This is a genomic window from Janthinobacterium sp. Mn2066, assembly GCF_049319705.1.
Lineage (GTDB): Bacteria > Pseudomonadota > Gammaproteobacteria > Burkholderiales > Burkholderiaceae_D > Janthinobacterium.
Genome location: NZ_JBMOUF010000007.1, coordinates 243,525 through 261,013, shown reverse-complemented (window position 1 = coordinate 261,013; position 17,489 = coordinate 243,525). Strand labels below are relative to the sequence as shown.

Annotated in this window: 16 protein-coding genes; 9 read left to right on the top strand and 7 right to left on the bottom strand. The window is 61.9% G+C overall.

The genetic code is table 11. The features are described from left to right. The first annotated feature begins 151 nt into the window (after positions 1 to 151). Positions 152 to 529: an HPF/RaiA family ribosome-associated protein gene (locus ACL9RI_RS15595; RefSeq protein ID WP_422727430.1), complete on the top strand. Its 378-nt coding sequence runs from the start codon at positions 152 to 154 to the stop codon at positions 527 to 529. Between the two features lie 246 nt (positions 530 to 775). Beyond that, positions 776 to 1,741 (top strand): GGDEF domain-containing protein, encoded by a 966-nt coding sequence (locus ACL9RI_RS15590; RefSeq protein WP_422727429.1) that lies wholly within the window; start codon positions 776 to 778, stop codon positions 1,739 to 1,741. A 4-nt stretch (positions 1,742 to 1,745) separates the two neighbouring features. Here the strand turns inward: ACL9RI_RS15590 and ACL9RI_RS15585 are convergent, their stop codons facing one another. Further along, positions 1,746 to 2,375 carry a DUF5610 domain-containing protein gene (locus ACL9RI_RS15585; RefSeq protein WP_422727428.1) on the bottom strand — a complete coding sequence of 210 codons (630 nt, stop codon included), beginning with the start codon at positions 2,373 to 2,375 and terminating at the stop codon, positions 1,746 to 1,748. A gap of 143 nt (positions 2,376 to 2,518) precedes the next feature. Here ACL9RI_RS15585 and sbcB point away from each other — a divergent pair, with 143 nt between their 5' ends. Next, a complete protein-coding gene (sbcB, locus tag ACL9RI_RS15580; protein WP_422727427.1) occupies positions 2,519 to 3,967 on the top strand; it encodes an exodeoxyribonuclease I in 1,449 nt (482 codons plus the stop codon). A gap of 46 nt (positions 3,968 to 4,013) precedes the next feature. On the opposite strand, the gene pyrF is transcribed toward sbcB, so the two are convergent. From pyrF to ACL9RI_RS15565, 3 genes are all read right to left on the bottom strand, one after another. Continuing rightward, positions 4,014 to 4,838, bottom strand: a complete 825-nt coding sequence (gene pyrF / locus ACL9RI_RS15575) for an orotidine-5'-phosphate decarboxylase (protein WP_422727426.1) — start codon at positions 4,836 to 4,838, stop codon at positions 4,014 to 4,016. 125 nt (positions 4,839 to 4,963) lie between these two features. Further along, complete coding sequence (locus ACL9RI_RS15570; protein WP_422727425.1) at positions 4,964 to 7,327, bottom strand: pectinesterase family protein; 2,364 nt, start codon at positions 7,325 to 7,327, stop codon at positions 4,964 to 4,966. A 55-nt stretch (positions 7,328 to 7,382) separates the two neighbouring features. Then, positions 7,383 to 9,191 (bottom strand): glycoside hydrolase family 28 protein, encoded by a 1,809-nt coding sequence (locus ACL9RI_RS15565; protein WP_422727424.1) that lies wholly within the window; start codon positions 9,189 to 9,191, stop codon positions 7,383 to 7,385. 210 nt (positions 9,192 to 9,401) lie between these two features. Here ACL9RI_RS15565 and ACL9RI_RS15560 point away from each other — a divergent pair, with 210 nt between their 5' ends. The 5 genes from ACL9RI_RS15560 to ACL9RI_RS15540 all read left to right on the top strand — a co-directional run bounded on the left by ACL9RI_RS15560 (position 9,402) and on the right by ACL9RI_RS15540 (position 13,179). Further along, positions 9,402 to 9,986, top strand: a complete 585-nt coding sequence (locus ACL9RI_RS15560; RefSeq protein ID WP_422727561.1) for a LemA family protein — start codon at positions 9,402 to 9,404, stop codon at positions 9,984 to 9,986. Position 9,987: 1 nt separating this feature from the next. Continuing rightward, positions 9,988 to 10,821, top strand: a complete 834-nt coding sequence (locus ACL9RI_RS15555; RefSeq protein ID WP_422727423.1) for a TPM domain-containing protein — start codon at positions 9,988 to 9,990, stop codon at positions 10,819 to 10,821. Continuing rightward, entirely contained in the window at positions 10,821 to 11,357 is a 537-nt protein-coding gene (locus tag ACL9RI_RS15550) for a TPM domain-containing protein (RefSeq protein ID WP_422727422.1), read from the top strand. Before ACL9RI_RS15555 ends, ACL9RI_RS15550 begins: the two co-directional genes overlap by 1 nt. Before the next feature lie 85 nt (positions 11,358 to 11,442). Further along, positions 11,443 to 12,207 (top strand): SDR family NAD(P)-dependent oxidoreductase, encoded by a 765-nt coding sequence (locus tag ACL9RI_RS15545; protein ID WP_422727421.1) that lies wholly within the window; start codon positions 11,443 to 11,445, stop codon positions 12,205 to 12,207. Positions 12,208 to 12,753: 546 nt separating this feature from the next. Next, complete coding sequence (locus tag ACL9RI_RS15540) at positions 12,754 to 13,179, top strand: VanZ family protein (protein ID WP_422727420.1); 426 nt, start codon at positions 12,754 to 12,756, stop codon at positions 13,177 to 13,179. Here ACL9RI_RS15540 and ACL9RI_RS15535 read toward each other — a convergent pair. Beyond that, on the bottom strand, positions 13,176 to 13,490 hold the full coding sequence (locus ACL9RI_RS15535) for a hypothetical protein (RefSeq protein ID WP_422727419.1): 315 nt from the start codon (positions 13,488 to 13,490) through the stop codon (positions 13,176 to 13,178). The genes ACL9RI_RS15540 and ACL9RI_RS15535 overlap by 4 nt on opposite strands. Before the next feature lie 302 nt (positions 13,491 to 13,792). Here ACL9RI_RS15535 and ACL9RI_RS15530 point away from each other — a divergent pair, with 302 nt between their 5' ends. Further along, the gene (locus ACL9RI_RS15530; RefSeq protein WP_422727418.1) at positions 13,793 to 14,272 is read left to right on the top strand and encodes a hypothetical protein; all 480 of its coding nucleotides are present in this window, start codon (positions 13,793 to 13,795) and stop codon (positions 14,270 to 14,272) included. Between the two features lie 21 nt (positions 14,273 to 14,293). On the opposite strand, the gene ACL9RI_RS15525 is transcribed toward ACL9RI_RS15530, so the two are convergent. Both ACL9RI_RS15525 and ACL9RI_RS15520 read right to left on the bottom strand, forming a co-directional pair. Continuing rightward, the gene (locus ACL9RI_RS15525) at positions 14,294 to 15,772 is read right to left on the bottom strand and encodes a peptidase M24 (protein ID WP_422727417.1); all 1,479 of its coding nucleotides are present in this window, start codon (positions 15,770 to 15,772) and stop codon (positions 14,294 to 14,296) included. Positions 15,773 to 15,902: 130 nt separating this feature from the next. Beyond that, entirely contained in the window at positions 15,903 to 17,426 is a 1,524-nt protein-coding gene (locus tag ACL9RI_RS15520; protein WP_422727416.1) for a dipeptidase, read from the bottom strand. Positions 17,427 to 17,489: the final 63 nt, after the last annotated feature.

The following is a 17,489-nucleotide window of genomic DNA, read 5'->3' as shown; positions in this document are numbered from 1 at the left end:
GACCTGGCTGAAGGGTTAAGCCCATCTTAATCGTGCAAAGCCCCTTGAAATAGGGGAAACAGGAGTAAGATAAGTCTCATGCAGGAGGTCATCTGCATAAGGCCGTAGCACGGCTGTGATGGGTTTTTTTTGAATTGAAGGAGTCAAGCATATGCAAATCAATATCAATACCGACAGCACCATCGCCCACACCCCTGGATTGACCGAACATGTGCAATCCGTCCTTGAAAACGCACTGAGCCGCTTTCGCGACAACCTGACCCGCATCGAAGTCCACCTGAGCGACACGAATGGCCCGAAAGGCGGCGCGGACGATATCCGCTGCGTCATCGAAGCCCGCGTCGCCGGTTATCAACCTATCGCCGTCACCGAGCAAAATGCCAGCGTGCATCAATCGCTGAGCGGCGCCACCGAGAAGCTCAAGCGCGCCATCGATAGCGCCATGGGCCGCCTGCACGGCAGCAAGCGCCACGCCAGCGGCAAGAATGCCGTGGTCGACGAGACCGAAGCGGAAGAAGCCGCCGAGTAATTCCCCGTGTTTTTATAGAGACCTGGGCAGCCGTTCAAGGCTGCCTTTGCATTTGCGGAAACGATTTTTGGCAAGCCCCGCCAACATTGCCTTTAACGCAATTATCATACCGATAAAATAATTGTCGTATTCCACACATAATTTCACTTCTGGAAAGCCTTTTTCATTACAGTAAAGCCCGCTTTAAGCTATCATGAAGCAACCGGCTCACTGCTTGCGTGACGCTGGCTTTTTGAAAGTGGGCTTGTGGAACAAATCGGCAACTTCAGCGCTTCAAACTGCAACATCGGCGATCTACAGCTATTTCGCGATGGGGCGGATAGCCGGACGGCGACCATGCTGGCGCCCTGCCCCGTGATTCGCCTGGAGGCGGGCGAAGCGCTGGCCGATACGCAAGGCGCCAGCCTCTACATCGTGTTGCGCGGCGCGCTGGCCGTCGCGGCCGACACCCATACCGGCATGGACGACGGCACGGTCAGCAAGGTCTTGCCCGGCGAAAGCGTGGGAGAACAGTCGGTGCTGGACGAAGCGAGCAACCTGGCCGCCATTTCCGCACTGGAAGAAACCGATTTGCTGGTGATTCACGCCAGCCTCGTCTGGGAATTGATCGAGCAGTCGAACGGCCTGGCGCGCAACCTGCTGCGCCTGCTGTCCTTCCGCATCCGCGCCGCCAACGCCCTGCTGCGCCGGCGCCAGAAACTCGGCGAATTCTACCGCCAGCTATCGATGGTCGACAGCCTGACGGGCTTGTACAACCGGGCCTGGCTCAACGATTTGCTGCCGAATATGATCGTCACCGCCCACAGCAGCGGCGAACCGCTGTCGCTGGTGATGATCGACCTCGACCATTTCAAGCGTTTTAATGACACCCACGGCCACCAGGCCGGCGACCAGGCGCTGCGCATCGCCGCCCAGGTACTGGGGGCCGCCTCGCGCCCCACGGATTTTGCCGTGCGCTATGGCGGCGAAGAATTGATGGTGATCTTGCCCGATACCAGCGAGCAAGTCGCCATGCTGGTGGCGGAACGGCTGTGCGAGCGCATGCAGCAAGCCGTCATCTTCAACGACATGCGCTGTCCGCTGCCGCATATCACGGGTTCCTTCGGCGTGGCCAGCCTGGCCCAGGGGCAAGATGAACACGGCCTGATCGCCGCGGCCGACACTGCCCTGTACCGGGCCAAGGCCTCGGGACGCAATACCGTTTCCCTGTAGTAAATCAGGCCGCCTTGGTGGCTGGCTTATCCGGGCTCGCTGGCGTGGCTGGCGCGGCTGGCGAATCCGCCTTCTTGCTGCTGTGCGCGGCCTGGAAATCGGCGTAACCCTTTTGCACCAGCGCATAGGTCTTGTCGATATTGCTGGCGATATCGCCGCCCAGCACCTTCAAGCCGCTGAGGATGTCGCGCGCTTCCTTGAAACCCTTTTCCATGCCGCCACCGATGGTGTCCATGAACTTTTGCAGGGTGGCATCGTCATCCTCGCCCGGATGCTGTTTCTTGTAGGCTTCAAAAAACCCGGTCGACAAGGATACAATGCGGCTCGCCGTCGCCTCGGGACTATTGTCTTGCGACGCTGCGTTTTGCACGGCGTCATCGCCATACTGGCCTTTCAACGCTTCATTGATGCTGGTGATGGCCGATTTGTAGACCAGCGCCAGCGGATCATTCTGTGAACCGATGGACACATTGAGCGAGGCCTGCATGATGGACGCGTTCAATTGCAGGCGCGACTTGTCGTTGACGCTCATCTCGGCGCTGCCGCCATCCTTTTGACGGACTTTATGATCGTCAGCATTGACGGAATTCAGGGAACTGGCGGAATTACTGCTTGCGGCGATGGGAATTGACACGATAGGCCTCCTTGAACGGGCAATATATGACACCATGCGCTTAGCGCAGCGAGAGCGATCCTCTCTGATCACATATAGTATCGGCAAGTATTCAAAAAACTATAGCCACGACTTTTTTAGCGACCACAACGCCACCACCATCAATGACTATCCAGACTTTTCTTTGGCACGATTACGAAACCTTTGGCGTACAGCCGCGCCGCGACCGCCCGGCCCAGTTTGCGGCCATCCGCACCGATGCCGAGCTGAATGAAATCGGCGAGCCCATCATGCTGTATTGCCAGCCTGCCAATGATTTCCTGCCTGACCCGCAATCGTGCCTGATCACCGGCATTACGCCACAGCAATGCCTGCAGCAGGGCGTGCCCGAGCATGAATTCGCGGCCGTCATCGAAGCGGCCTTTTCCGAGCCTGGCACCATCGGCGTGGGCTACAACACCATCCGCTTCGATGATGAAGTCACGCGATTCTTGCTCTGGCGCAACCTGCACGACCCGTATGCGCGCGAATGGAAAAACCATTGCGGCCGCTGGGACTTGCTCGACGTGGTGCGCATGACGCATGCGCTGCGCCCGGACGGCCTGCAATGGCCCAGGCGCGACGATGGCCAGACCAGCTTCAAGCTGGAACACTTGAGCAAGGCCAACGGCCTGCTGCACGAAGCGGCCCACGATGCGCTGTCCGACGTGCGCGCCACCATCGCCCTGGCCCGGCTGATCAGGCAGACGCAGCCGAAGCTGTTCGAATTTTGCCTGGCGCTGCACAAGAAAGACCGGGTCGCCAGCGAAATGGGCATGCACCTGGACGCTGCCCAGCGCCAGCCTTTCCTGCATGTCTCGGGCATGTTCCCCGCCGAGCGCGGCTGCCTGGGCCTGGTGTGGCCGCTGGCCACGCACCCGAGCAATAAAAACGAGGTGCTGGTGTGGGATTGCCAGTACGACCCGCGCGAACTGGCGACGCTGGACGCCGACACCATCCGCACGCGCTTGTTTACCCGCGCCGACGCCATGCCCGAAGGCATGACTCGCCTGCCCGTGAAAAGCGTGCACCTGAATAAGTCGCCCATGCTGGTCGGCAATTTGAAGACCCTGTCGCCGGCCATGGCCGAGCGCTGGGGCATCGATGTCGAAGCAGCGCGGGCCAACGCCAGCCATGCAGCTACCCTGCCCGACATGTCGGCCACCTGGGCCGCCGTGTTCCAGCGCCCCGCTGGCGAAGGCGCCGTCGACGTGGATGAAGACCTGTATGGCGGCTTTATCAGCAATGACGACCGCCGCCTGCTCGACTCGCTGCGCCGCAAGACGCCAGCCGAACTGGCCGCCGCCCGTCCCTCGTTTGCCGACGAACGCCTGCAGGAATTGCTGTTCCGCTACCGCGCGCGCAATTTCCCGCAGACATTGAGCGAAGCGGAAAGCCTGCGCTGGGAACAGCACCGCGCCGCCCGCCTGTTCGATGGCGAGGCCGGCGCCCGCACCATCGAGATGCTGTTTACGGAAATCGATACCTTGTCGGAATCGGTCGATGAGCGGGGGGAAGAGATACTGGGTGAACTCTACGATTATGTAGAGATGGTCGCGCCGCAACGCGATTAAATAAAAAATGCCGGGCTAGCCCGGCATTTTGCATCTTGCCCCGACCTTAAACGCTACGGTGCGCGTTGATCGCGTCGCGCGTTTCGATCGCCACGCGGCGTGCTGCGTCGGCGAAATCTTCGCCATCCTGCGGCTTGGCGTAAATGATGGCGCGCGAAGAACTGATCATCATGCCCATGCCGCCCGCCGTCTGGCCTGCGCCGACCGTGGCGGCAATGTCGCCGCCCTGGGCGCCGATGCCCGGCACCAGCAGCGGCATGTCGCCGACGATGGCGCGTACTTGCGCCAGTTCTTCAGGGAACGTTGCGCCCACCACCAGTGCGCACTGGCCGCTCTTGTTCCATTTGCCGGCCACCAGGCGCGCCACGCGCTGGTATAGCGGTTCGCCATCGGTATTCAGGAATTGCAGGTCGGAACCGCCCGGATTCGAAGTGCGGCACAGGATGATCACGCCGCGGTCGGCCCACGCCAGGTAAGGATCGAGCGAATCTTCGCCCATGTAGGGGTTGACGGTCACGGCGTCGGCGCCATAACGCTCGAACGCTTCGCGCGCGTATTGGGTGGCGGTGGCGCCGATATCGCCGCGCTTGGCGTCGAGGATCAGCGGAATGTGCGGATAGTGTTCACGCACATAGCGGCAGATGTCTTCCAGCTGTTTTTCTGCGCCCAGCGCGCCGAAATAGGCGATCTGCGGTTTAAACGCGCACACCAGGTCGGCGGTGGCGTCGATGATGCGGGTGCAAAAGGTGGTGATTCCATCGGGCGCATCGCGCAATTCCGCCGGCAGTTTCGCCAGGTCAGGGTCCAGGCCCACGCACAGCAGGGAATTATTGGCCGTCCACGCGGCGGATAATTTATTGATGAAATTCACGGCACACCTTCTCTATATTCAGTTGCAAACCCCGTATTGTAACGCGGCGCGGGTTTGCTACGACAGCGCCGCGCTTGCCAGCAGACAAGCACGGCGCTGTCAGAGAAGATTAAACCGCGTTCTTCCTAGTTGCCATTTCCCGGCCCCGTGTTGCCATATTCAAGCAAACGGTTGGCCGGCAAGGCGCCCGCCGGCACCGAGCTGTAGGGGCGCGTGGCCGTCGAGTCTGCCCATGGATCGGCCTTGCGGATATGCTCGCCCAGCACCGAGTTGCGGATCAGCACTTGTCCATTCGGCGAGGTGACGCCATACGCGGCCAGGCTGGCAACGCCTTCATCCCAGGCACGGCCCAGGTAGATCTGGCCGGCCGGCGTGCCCGTTTCCGCCGTGAAGCGGCTGTTGGTGATCAGGAAACCATAGGCGTTACGGTAATCGGTGCTGGCCGCCGTGACATAGCCGGTACCGTTGCCCGTGTTCAAGGTGTGGATGGTGCAATTATCCAGCACGGCCGTGCCACGGCCGAAGATGAAATCCACATCGCCCTCGATATAGCTGTTTTTCACGTACACGCGCGACACCTGGTCCACATTGCCGCTTTTCATGTAGAAGGTGTCCTGGTGGCCCAGCAGGCGCACATTTTCCAGCACGATCTTGTCGCCCTGCGTCATCAGGGCCACGGCAGATTGATTGCTGCCGGCAAAGCTGCCCTTCACATAATCATTGGAAAAAGTCAGGTTCTTGGCCTGGAAATCGGCCGCGTTGACGGCGAAGGTGGCGCTGCCGCTGGTGCCGATGGGATTGGCGGGCGAACTATTGCACTTGTTGCCGTTGGTCTTGGCCGCATCCACCGTCGGATTGCCGTTATTAAACACGATCACCGTATGCGAGGCATCGCTATCGAGGCTGTATAAACGGATGGCCGGCGTGCCGCTGCTGGGCAAACACACCGTTTCGCGGTAGGTGCCGGGCTGCACGCGGATAAACACGGGCGGCACTTTATTGCCCAGTGCGACGGCCGCATCGATGGCCGCTTGCACGGTAACAAAATTGCTGGCGTCGCTCTTGCCCGCCGCATCGACCGTGAACTGCGCCGTGAAGGTACTGACATCGCCCACGCCAGCCGTCGGGTCCCAGTTATCGACCGGCAAGCTGCTCGCTGGCAAGCTCTTGCCGCCTTGCGCCAGGTATTTGACGGGCGTCAATCCCGCTGCCGTGGCCGCATCCAGTTGCGGCCGGGTTGCCGTGGAGGCGACGACACCGGAAGCGACCAGCGTGGTGCTGCTGCAAACGGCCGTGCTGGCGCAGCTGCTGCCCGTGCCTGGCGTCACCGTATTGACCAGGTTGCCAGCAGCACTGGCGACAGCGGCGATGCGCACGCTGGCCGAAGCGCCCGCGGCCAGGCCAGCCGGCACGCTGCAGCTCACGCTGCTACCCGAAATGCTGCAGCTGGCGCCCGTCGGCGTCACCGTCACGCCGCTGATATTCGCAGGCAAGGTATTGCTCAAGGTCACGGCAGACGTCGTCGCTGCGGAACCGCTATTGATGGCCTGGATGGTCCAGCTGATCGTGTCGCCCAGATTGGCCGTGGCCTTGTCAACCGTGCTGCTCAGCAACACATTGGCGACCGCGGCAGCCGTCACGCTGGTGCTGGTGGTACACACTGCCGGCGTGGCGCAACTGGCGTTGGCGCCGGCCGGCACCACGGTCGTGACCAGGCTGCCGGCCGCTGCCGCATTCGCGCTGATCTGCACGCTGGCGCTGGCGTTCGGCGCCAGGCCGGCGGCGATGCTGCAATTGAGCGTGGCGCCGCTGATGGCCGCGCAGCTGGCGCCCGTGGCCGTTACAGTGGCGCCGCTGATATTGACAGGCAAACTGGTGTTCAAGGTGATAACGCCGGCGCTGGACGCATTGCCGCTATTGAGCGCCTTGATGCTCCAGGTCAATTTATCGCCGACGATGGCGCTGGCCTTGTCGACGCTGGCCGTCACGCTCACGTTCGGCAAGGCGGCGGCCGTCACGGTGGTGGTGGCCGCGCAGCCGGCAGCCGCCACGCAGGCGGGCGCATCGGGGCCGCTGGCCATCACGCTGCTGGCCAGTTTATCCACCCCCGCTGCCGTGGCCGACAACACCACGCTGGCGCTGGCGTTGGCGGCCAGGCCCGCGGCGATGGTGCAGGTCAGCGTGCTGACGGCGGGGCCGCAGGTGGCGCCCGTGGCAGTGACGCTGATGCCGCTGATATTGGCCGGCACGGTCGTGACCAGGGTAATGGGGCCGCTGGTGGCGCCCGGTCCCTTGTTGCTGGCGCTCATGGTCCAGGTGACACGGTCGCCCACCGACACGGCGCTGCGGTCGACGCTCTGGCTCACTTGCACCGATGCCAGCACGGTTGCGGGCGCGCCCGCATCGCTGCTGCCGCCGCCGCAAGCGGACAGGAACAGCAAAACAGGCAAGGCCACAGCCCGCCGGAATGGATAACGATCAATAAACACTCTGGTCTCCTTTTATTATGATGGTCTTGCTGGGTGTAACGCTCGGTGTAGTACATCAAGGCAGGGACATGGGCGCATTGGCGGCCGGAAAATCGACAAAGGCCGCGCTGCAATCCCAGGGCGCCGCCTGCGCGCTGCGGCGGTCGGTCACGCTGACCCCGTTCGCTCCGGCAGCGGCCGTCAGCACGCTGGCAAAAGAGACGGGGCCGGGGCCCATCACCAGCGCCGCATTCGATGGCACGGGCTGGCTTATCTTCGTCGCGACCCAGCCGGGCAGGCTGTCGAAGACCACGTTGTCGAAAACGATGTTGTAGAGCGGATAGCTTTGCGTGGCCGACTGGTAGCCACGCAACAGCAGCAGCGCCTTGTCGCCGTTGTAGCGGGAGCCCGGCGTATCGAGGTAACGCACATTGCGCAGGGTAATGTCGTGGATATTCGGCAGCAGCGCATTCCTGGCGTCGGCCGCATCGCCGTAATAACTGTCGATGGCGATCGGCTGCTGCAGCCGCCGTGCGCACAGGCCATCGACCGTCACGTTCTTGACTTCGCCGCCACGGCTATCGTCCGTCTTGATGCGGAAACCGCTGGTGGCGCCCATGTCATAACCATCGATGGCCAGGTCGCGGATGCTGACGCCATCGACATGGCTATCCGTTTCACTGCCGATCGACATGCCGTGCGTAAAGTACATGCGGTTATGCCAGATGCGCATGGCCGACACGGGGCCGATCTTGCCCGTATGCGCCTTGACGGCAATGCCATCGTCGCCCACGCTGATATGGTTGTAGGCGATCAAGACATTCTTCGACTGGCCCGGATCGATGCCATCCGTATTTTTCACCGTATCGGGCGTAAAGCAGGTGCTGGGCGTGCTGACATTGGGCGTGCCGGACACTACCGGCATGCTGCCGGCAGCGCAGCGGTAACCGGCCACGGAATACGCCAGGGTGGGCGACAGCAGCTTGCTGTCCCACACGGTCAAGCCATCGACGCCGCTGGACACCAGGTGGAACTTCGGCCCGTTCTGCAAGCTCAGCCGGTACACGGTGAAGTTGCTGCCATTATTCACTTGCACCAGGCGCGGATTGTTCTGGCTGCTCATGGCGCTGCCGCCCGTCTTGGTCAGCGCGCCCACGTCCCACCACGTCAGCCGGCCCGCATACGCGCCCGACGTCAGCACGGCGCCGCCACGGCCATCGATCACGCCTTCGCCATACAAGCCATTGCCGTTCGGCGTGGTGGTGATCAAGGCCAGGCAGCCATTGTCGCTGGTCGATGCTTCGCCACAGGCATTCTTGCCGGCGATCTGGTAATCGGCCGGACGGCGCGAAGCGAACAGGGTCACGCCGCCATCGAGCCACAGGCTGACGGTAGGCGGCAAGCTCAAAGGGCCGGACAGGAAGGCATTTTGCCCCTGGCTACCGGCCACCAGCTTGAGCGCCTGGCCCGCCGGGCAGGCGTTGAGAGCCGCCTGGATGCGCGCAGCGTCCGGCTGGGAATCGGCCGGCGCCGCATCCACGGCCGCATCGAGCACGCCGGCCGCATTGCTGACGAGGCTGGCGCTCAACGTGGCGCATAGCCTGGCCGGCAAGGCGGGTTCCAGGCCGGCCAGCGCAGCATCGGCGCGGGCCGATGCGGGCCACAGCGAGGCGGGCGTGGGCGTGGGCGTGGGTGTCGGTGTCGGCGTGGGTGTCGGAGTCGGCGTCGGCACCGGTGTCGGCACCGGCGCCACGGCGATAGGCGCTTGCGCTGCGGCGCCACCGCCACCGCAGGCGACCAGCATCAGGCTGGCGGCCAGGCCGGCCCATCGCTGGAAAGGGATCTGTTTTTGCGGGCGTGGTGTTCGTGCCAGGGGCTTTTGCATCAGCGTCTCCAACCTTGATTTGTTGACATTCTTTTTTCTAATATATCACGATGACATATCTGATATATCAATTATTTCTATGTGGTAATTTGACCACGCTGAAGTGAAGCGGATGAAAGCGGCATCTTCTGCAGATTCAGGTATATTTGCCGCATCCCCTCACTACGCACGGAACCCATCATGCAAATCACCAAACAATTCACCAAATGGATGCGCCTGGCCCTGAGCGTTACCGTGCTGGCCGGCATCTTGACGGGCTGCGGCTACAACGATTTCCAAAGCAAGGACGAGGCGACCAAGGCGGCCTGGGGCGAAGTGGTCAACCAGTACCAGCGCCGCTCGGACCTGATCCCCAACCTGGTCAACACGGTGAAAGGCTATGCCACCCATGAGCGCGAAACCCTGGAAGCGGTGACCAAGGCGCGCGCCGCCGCCACCAGTTTCCAGATCACGCCGGAAGTGCTGAACGACCCGAATGCCTTCGCCAAATTCCAGCAGGTGCAGGGCCAGCTGTCGTCTGCCCTGTCGCGCCTGATGGTGGTATCCGAGAAATATCCTGACTTGAAGGCCGACACCAGTTTCCGCGACCTGCAGTCGCAGCTGGAAGGCACGGAAAACCGCATTACCGTGGCGCGCCAGCGCTATATTGCGGCGGTGCAAGATTACAACGTGCATGCGCGCAGCTTCCCGAACAACCTGACGGCCATGGTCTTCGGCTACAAGGTCAAGCCATCGTTTACGGTCGAGAATGAAAAAGCCATCTCGACGGCGCCTACCGTCGACTTCGGCAAATAAGATGAACATCCGGGCCTACCTGGCGGCGCTGTGCGGGGCGCTGCTGTTTTGGCTGGCCTTGCCGGCCAGCGCACAGCTGGTGGCCGTGCCGCCGCTGGCCGCCCGCGTCACCGACCAGGCCGGCATGCTGGATGACAAGCAAAAAGCGGCGCTGGAAGCCGTGCTGGGCGACTATGAAGCCAGGACGGGCAGCCAGATCGCCGTGCTGCTGGTCAAGAGCACGGCGCCGGAAGCCATCGAACAATACAGTATCCGCGTGACGGATGCCTGGAAGCTGGGCCGCAAGGGCGTCGATGACGGCGTGCTGCTGCTGGTGGCGAAAGACAATCCGTCCGCGCTGCGCCGCCTGCGCATCGAGGCGGGCCGTGGCGTGCAGGGCGTGCTGACCGATGCCCAATCGAAACGCATCCTGCAAGACGTGATCGCGCCCCATTTCAAGCAGGCCGATTATTACGGCGGCCTGGTGGCGGGCACGGGCGCCATCGCCACCTTGCTGAACCAGGAACAATTCCCTGCGCCGGCCCAGAAACAGGCGCCGGCCGCCGTGCAGACGGGCGCCAGCTTCTGGCTGCCGCTGCTGTTTTTCGGCTTCCTCGTCGCCTTGATCGTGTACCGCTCGCGCGGCGGCCCGAACCGCTTGCAGCGCGGCAGCAACTGGTCCAGCGGCGCCACCGGCGTGGTGCTGGGAAGCATCCTCAACCAGGCGCTGAACAACCGCAGCGGTGGCGGCTTTACGGGCGGCGGCGGTTTTGGCGGCGGCGGTGGCGATGGCGGCAGTTTTGGCGGCGGTGGCGGCGGCAGTTTTGATGGCGGCGGCGCCTCGGGAGACTGGTAATGAATCAACATCACGGCACGAAACACCTATCGTTCGGACAACGTTGCGGACGTACCTTGAAACACTTGCGCAGCACGCCAGCGGCAGCGCGCAAGGCGTTCCCGGAAGCCACCCTGAAAGCCATCGAGCACAGCATCGCCGATGGCGAAAAAGTCCATAACGCAGAAATCCGCCTGATCGTCGAAGCGGCATTGACGCCCGGCATGGCATATGCGGGCGTCAGCAACCGTCAACGGGCGCGTGAATTGTTCGCCCAGTATGGCGTGTGGGACACGGAAGACAATTGCGGCGTGCTGATCTACATCAACCTCGCCTCGCACCAGGTCGATATCGTGGCCGACCGCAACGTGGGCCGCCGTGTCAGCCCCGAAGAATGGCAAGCCGTGTGCCGTACCATGACCACGGGTTTTGCCAGCGGCAAGTTCCACGACAGCACCCTGCAAGCGCTGCAGCAACTCAACACTTTATTGCAAAGTCATTTTCCCGCCACCGGCCCGCGCAGCAATCAGTTGCCGAACCAAGCGATCCTCCTGTAAGCGCCGCGCAGGGATTAAAATCTGCTTTTGCCGCGCAGGATGGCCGTCCGGCCAGCGCGGCGCCACCAGCCGCAGAGGAAACACCATGAAATTACAAGGCAAAACCGCCATCGTCACGGGCGCCACACAGGGCATCGGCCTGGCGTGCGCCAGCCGTTTGATCGCGGAAGGCGCGCAAGTCATGCTGGTCGACATCAAGGAAGGAGGCGCGCAAGCAGCCGCCGCGCTGGGCCCGCAGGCGCACTTCTTTTGCGCCGACGTGAGCCAGAAAGCCGATGTCGACGCGATGCTGAAAGAAACCGTGGCCCGCTTCGGCCATATCGACATCCTGGTCAACAATGCGGGCGTGACCCATGCGGCCGACTTCCTCGACGTCTGCGAAGATGATTTCGACCGCGTGATGCGCATCAACCTGAAATCGATGTTTTTGTGCGGCCAGGGCGTGGCGCGCGAAATGGTCAAGCGCAACAGTGGCTGCATCATCAATATGTCCAGCGTGAACGCGGAGCTGGCGATCCCGAACCAGGTGCCTTACGTGGTATCGAAAGGCGCCATCAACCAGCTGACCAAGGTCATGTCGCTGAACCTGGCGCCGTACGGCGTGCGGGTCAACGGTATCGGCCCCGGCACCATCCTGACGGAACTGGCCAAGCAAGCTGTCCTGTCGAGTCCGCAAGCGCGCCACACCATCCTGTCGCGCACCCCGCTGGGCCGCTGCGGCGAACCGGAAGAAGTGGCCGGCATCGCCGCCTTCCTGGCCAGCGACGACGCCAGCTACATGACGGGACAAACCATCTATGTCGATGGCGGCCGCATGGCGCTGAACTATACAGTTGCCGTCAAGGAATAAATCCCTGACGGCACAATCGGCTCAGTTATATCAAAAAACGATAATCGATATCTGAAAATACCATTAGACACATATCGTGCGACGCAGCATAATGCACCTGTCTCCACTATTCTCCTCCAAGAAAATAGTTTTAAGCCCGCTTTCACCAGCGGGCTTTTTTTTATCCGGCGTCTGTGCACGCGTCCGCCACCCCCGCCTTTTGCGCCGTTCCAGGCATCAACAATCTTTCTTTAAAAAATGTTGCGGCGTGTCATAGCCCGGTCATTTTCCCTCCCTATACTAGCTTCATCTGCTGTACACGCAACCGATATGCGCGACGGCAGACAGGTGTGCCCCCGTGGTACACCACACCCTCTTCATGACTGTGGCGCAGGCAACATTTCCCTGCTGCGACATGGTCAGCACCGCTCAACTCTTGAACCCTTTTGGGTTTTTGGCCCGCTCAGCAGCGGGCCTTTTTTTGTCTGCAGACAAAGTATTGTGCAAGAATCATCTCTTGCCGCCGTGCCCATGCTATGGTGGTCTTTTTCACTACCCTGACTACCCATGCTGGCAACCCTGACACGCTACTGTTTTTCCGAGCAATACCAAAGCTGGCGCTACCGCAGCGCACTGATCCTGTATGCACTGGTCATCCTGATTGGCGATATTCCTGGCGCACGCGCCGATATCGGCCAATACGCCTCCGGCGTGGTCTTGCATTCCATCGGCTACGGCGTGCTGGCCCTGATCCTGTTCAGCGGCACGGCCGGCGGCATGCAGCGCCGCGCCGCGCACACCATGCTGATGGTGGCGGCCATGGGCGCGCTGGACGAGTTCATCCAGAGCTTCCTGCCTTACCGCCATGGCGCCGTCTCGGACTGGCTGGTCGACATCACGGCGGCGGCCATCGTCACCCTGCCCCTGACTTTCCTGTGGCCTGGCATGGCGGCGGCCGCACTGGGCCGTATCGCAGCCCGCGAAAAAAACTAGCGACTCGCCAGGCCAGGCGCAACGCAGGCCTGGCCGGTATGACTGCCCATCAATTCCAGCGGTAGCTGCCCCTGCTCGCCGTGCCCCGACGTAGCGATGCGCCGCAGCAGCGCGCGCATTTCGCGGCGGCTGCCCGCACCGACGGCACGCGCCGCATCGCGCTGAATCTCCAGCAACTGTTCCGACCGCGCCAGGCGCACCAGCCCATGCAAGGCTTGCGCCAGCACATGCCGCGTGCGGGCGTCTTGCTCGGCGCCACGTACACTCCACACCAACTCATCGATCAGCTTTGCGGTAGGGCCTGAGGACATTTTCTCTCCTGAAGTAAACAGCGAAGGAAGGTGCAAGTGCACGCAATGTTTATTGCAAGCATCTATTTATACCAAGCGTGATAATTAGACCACTTGATATGGCGCAAGCGGCCATGACAGGCGCTGAACATTCATCGCACCAGATGCTCTTACTTGTACTAGCCACGGCGACGTCCAGCATGCACCATACGATCAGCTATTTAGGATCAGCTATTTACAATCAGCCATTTACGATCAGCCATCTGCCATCGCCCCGGTTATCGCCCCTGTCTTTAGCCCTATCATTAGCAAAGGAGACCAAGATGAGATCTAAAAACACCACCTTGTTGACTGGCTTGATGTGTACCTTGCTTTGTACCGTATTGGCTGCCTGCCACTCCAGCGACAGCACCAGCCTGGCGCGCAACAGTGGCGCCGATGCCTACAACGCCAACGCTGGCGTCAGCACACCCGGCAGCGGCAATACCGGCAAGACCAGCAGCAGCACCACGGCCAGCGACATGAGCACCAGCAGCGACGCCAGCCAGTCCGGCATGAGTATCAGCTCGGCCAGCGTGCAATCGATAGAAACCGTGCCACGCAGCATGGATCAAGGCAGCGGCGACATGCAGGCAGGCGTCTCGGGAACCGGTGGCACCGGCGGCGCGGCGAATAATATGCTCTACCGCGTGACCTTGCGGCTGGACGATGGCTCGACCCGTACGCTGCTGCAAACTACCCAGCCTGGCTTCCAGATCGGCGACCGGGTCAGCGTGCAAAGGGGCGTGATACAGCGCTATTAATCCTCAGCATCAATCGGTGCATCAACCCGGCACCAGGGTCAATGGCCGTCGCCGCCCCTGTATCAGGGTCGACGGCCAGGCAGGGTCATACGTCAGATTACGCAATTGGCCGCCGTCGAGTAAAAAAGTATCTTCGACCATGCCGCAAGGCAAGCTGGGATGCAAGGCCACGACCATACCACGCTTGAGGATGATCTCTGTATGGGCGCTGGCCATCACTTCCGGCGCCAGATAACCGTGTATGCCGCCCTGGCGGTGATGCAGCACCGTATCGGGATGGCCTGCATAGGCATAGGCGCTGTCGAGTGCATGATAGACCATGCTCAAGGCATTGCCAGCTACACAGGCTTCCAGTGCGACCGTTTCCAGCGCCAGCAAGGTCGCGTCGTCATGCTCTACCGAATTGTCATCGGCATGGCCCGTGATGACAGCAGCGGTGTCATCATTAGCGCCGCTGGCGAACTGGCTGCTGAGTCCGCTGGTAAGTCCGCTGGTAAGTCCGCTAGTGAGTCCGCTGGTGACAACGCCCGTCACACCGGCAGTCACGCCACTGGTGGGCCCATTACGGGGGTTGGCATCCTGGCTGGCCCGCTGGCTGCTATCCTCTTTGGCCTGCTGATGGGACTGCTTGCCGGGATCCGTATTGGCGTCTGCCGCAATCGCGGCCTTATTGGCTGCCGGGTTGACTCCCTTATTGGCCCCCTTATTGGCCCCCTTATTGGCTGCCGTACTGACTTCCGTAGCGGCACCATTGCGGACACGGCTGCGTAGCCGCTGACCAGCTTCGCCGAAGCACACTTGACGGCTCAGGCTGGCGCACAGGCCATGGCGGCGTGCACACACGGCCAGCACGGCACGCGCGCCCAGGAGGGCGGCACTGGCTGGTGCGCGCCGGTAGCGCGGCTGGCGCTCCGCGCCCATCGCCATCACATGCACCGCCTGCAAGCCCCGCAACCACAGGGCGCGGATGCAGGCTGCCGCCAGTTCCTGTTCCGTCCAGTCCGGGCGCGCCAGGCGCAACGCGGCACTGGCCGCGCTGGCCGCCAGCTGGCCCACGTGGCGGTAGCGCCGCTGCTCCGGTTCCAGCAAGACCAGCCGCTCTTCGCACATGCTGCGGAGCAAGCCTCGTTCATGCAGACGGGGCAAGTCGGACAACACCACAGCGCCGCCAGCTGCATGCTGCACGAAATGTTCACGCAATTCATGGAGTTGCGCCGGCATCCACGGCGAGACTTGCCACGTCCATGGTCCGCGCACCTCTTCCTCGCGCAGGCGGGGTGCTTCCGCTTCATCGCTCAGGATGTACGCCCCGTCGCGCGTCACCAATAGCTCGGCACCGCCGCAGGGGCTCATCGGCTGTTGACTGTTCGATGCCCCGGCCGTGGCCCAGGCAAACCAGTCCGCACCGCGCAAGCGCACGGCCCCGGCGCGCTGCTGCTCCAGCCAGCCACGCATCTGCGCCAGCTTGTGCGCCACTTCCCGCTCCAGCGGCCAGTTCATGGCGCCGCCGTACTGTCCAGGCTACTTCCCCGTTTTCTGCAATGTGCCATGACCTTCCCTTCGTATGATATGGAGAAATAAGACTCCGGCCCTGAATAAAGGTTCCTGCTTTCTGGCGGGGTAAAAGCCGCTATTTCGCCAGTTCGATCAGCACGGCCGTGTACATCTGCAAGTTCAGCAGCAACTGTTTTTCTGTGATGAATTCATGTTCGGAATGGCCCGTGTACACCGTGTGCGGCATGGCGGGGCCAAAGCTGACAGCGTTCGGGAACAGCCGCGAATTGGTGCCGCCGCCGATGGCCACCGGTTGCGGATTGGTGATGCCCGTGTAATGGGAAAATACCTGCAGCAAGGTAGGTATCTGCGGCGCACTGGTTTGCAGCCATGGTTCGCCGATCTGCACCTGCAGCTCGGCTGCCACCTGGCGCTGGGCCTGCCAGCCATGAAACGCGTCCAGCACTTGCTGGCGCAAGGCATGGGCCGTCTTGCCTTGCGGCCGGCGCAGATTGATATTCAGTTGCAACTCACCATGGTTTTGCTTGAGCACCGTGGGCGCCACGGTCATCGGTCCCATGAAGGCATCGCGGTAGGCAATCTGGCCGAATTTCTCGCCATAAAGTCCCGTACCCACCAGCTGGTTCAGGAATGACAGCATGTCGGCCGCCTGCGTGCCCGTCCATGGCTGCACGTCCAGGGCGTCGGCCAGCATGCTGATGGCATTGAGGCCATCTTCCGGTTTCGACGAATGGGCCGATACGCCCTGCGCCTTGACGGTCAGGGTCGTGCCCTGGCGCTCAAAAGTGTAGCGCATGCCTTTTTGCTGCTGTGCCCGGGCGCGTATCTGCGCTTCCAGCGCGGCAGGCGCGCGCTCGATGGTGGCTTGCGCATCTTCCGGTATCTGGCTGCCGAAAAAACCACCTGTCAGGCTGCGCAAGACGGGCGCAATGCCAGTCGGCAAGGCCGTATCTGCCGGCAGGTTCAGCTTGATCGAGCCGGATCCCTTTTCGGCGGTCACCACCGGGTATTCCGCATCGATGGTGATATTGATGTCCGGCGGTGTATGGGTCTTGAGAAATTGTTTCAACGGTTCCCAATCCGATTCCTCGGCCATGTACACATACAGTTCCACCCGCTTGCGCAGCCGCACCTGTTTATCCTGGATGGATTTCATTGCATACAGGGCCGTGGCGATCGGCCCCTTGTCGTCTTCCGAGCCCCGTCCCAGCAGCTTGCCCGGCTCGCTGGTACGGTCCAGCTCGAATGGCGAACGCGCCCATTTGGCGGGGTCCACCGGCTGCACGTCGCCATGCGTGATCACGCCCACGCGCTCGCTGCCGCTTCCCATGCCGATCACCACCACGTGGCCGTAGTCGTGGAAATCAAAGCCCAGGCGCTGCGCCTCTTGCTGCAGGTAGCGCTTGAAGCCCGTGTGCTGCGGATTGCTTTCAAACGGCACGGCAGGGTCTGCCACGGTGTTGAAACTGACCATCTTCGCCAGGCTGCCGATCATCGCTTCGGGATAGGTCGCCAGCGCGTAGCGGGCAGTGTCTTGCGCTTCAGCACTGACTACAGCATCGGCAGCGTGTACAGGCAAGTGGAAAGCACACTGGATCAGCAGCGGCAGCAAGGCACGCTGGGCAAGTTTCTTGAGCATGAAGGAATCGATCAGGCAGGAAAAAGTCGGATGATCACTTTAACATTGCCGTATTGAATTTCC

Excerpts from the sequence above, each read along its gene's own strand:
- ACL9RI_RS15565 (WP_422727424.1), bottom strand. The coding sequence starts at position 9,191 with ATGCAAAAGCCCCTGGCACGAACACCACGCCCGCAAAAACAGATCCCT.
- ACL9RI_RS15540 (WP_422727420.1), top strand. The coding sequence starts at position 12,754 with ATGCTGGCAACCCTGACACGCTACTGTTTTTCCGAGCAATACCAAAGC.
- ACL9RI_RS15520 (WP_422727416.1), bottom strand. The coding sequence starts at position 17,426 with ATGCTCAAGAAACTTGCCCAGCGTGCCTTGCTGCCGCTGCTGATCCAG.
- sbcB (WP_422727427.1), top strand. The coding sequence starts at position 2,519 with ATGACTATCCAGACTTTTCTTTGGCACGATTACGAAACCTTTGGCGTA.
- ACL9RI_RS15550 (WP_422727422.1), top strand. The coding sequence starts at position 10,821 with ATGAATCAACATCACGGCACGAAACACCTATCGTTCGGACAACGTTGC.
- ACL9RI_RS15595 (WP_422727430.1), top strand. The coding sequence starts at position 152 with ATGCAAATCAATATCAATACCGACAGCACCATCGCCCACACCCCTGGA.
- ACL9RI_RS15530 (WP_422727418.1), top strand. The coding sequence starts at position 13,793 with ATGAGATCTAAAAACACCACCTTGTTGACTGGCTTGATGTGTACCTTG.
- ACL9RI_RS15545 (WP_422727421.1), top strand. The coding sequence starts at position 11,443 with ATGAAATTACAAGGCAAAACCGCCATCGTCACGGGCGCCACACAGGGC.
- ACL9RI_RS15525 (WP_422727417.1), bottom strand. The coding sequence starts at position 15,772 with ATGAACTGGCCGCTGGAGCGGGAAGTGGCGCACAAGCTGGCGCAGATG.
- ACL9RI_RS15560 (WP_422727561.1), top strand. The coding sequence starts at position 9,402 with ATGCGCCTGGCCCTGAGCGTTACCGTGCTGGCCGGCATCTTGACGGGC.
- ACL9RI_RS15535 (WP_422727419.1), bottom strand. The coding sequence starts at position 13,490 with ATGTCCTCAGGCCCTACCGCAAAGCTGATCGATGAGTTGGTGTGGAGT.
- ACL9RI_RS15555 (WP_422727423.1), top strand. The coding sequence starts at position 9,988 with ATGAACATCCGGGCCTACCTGGCGGCGCTGTGCGGGGCGCTGCTGTTT.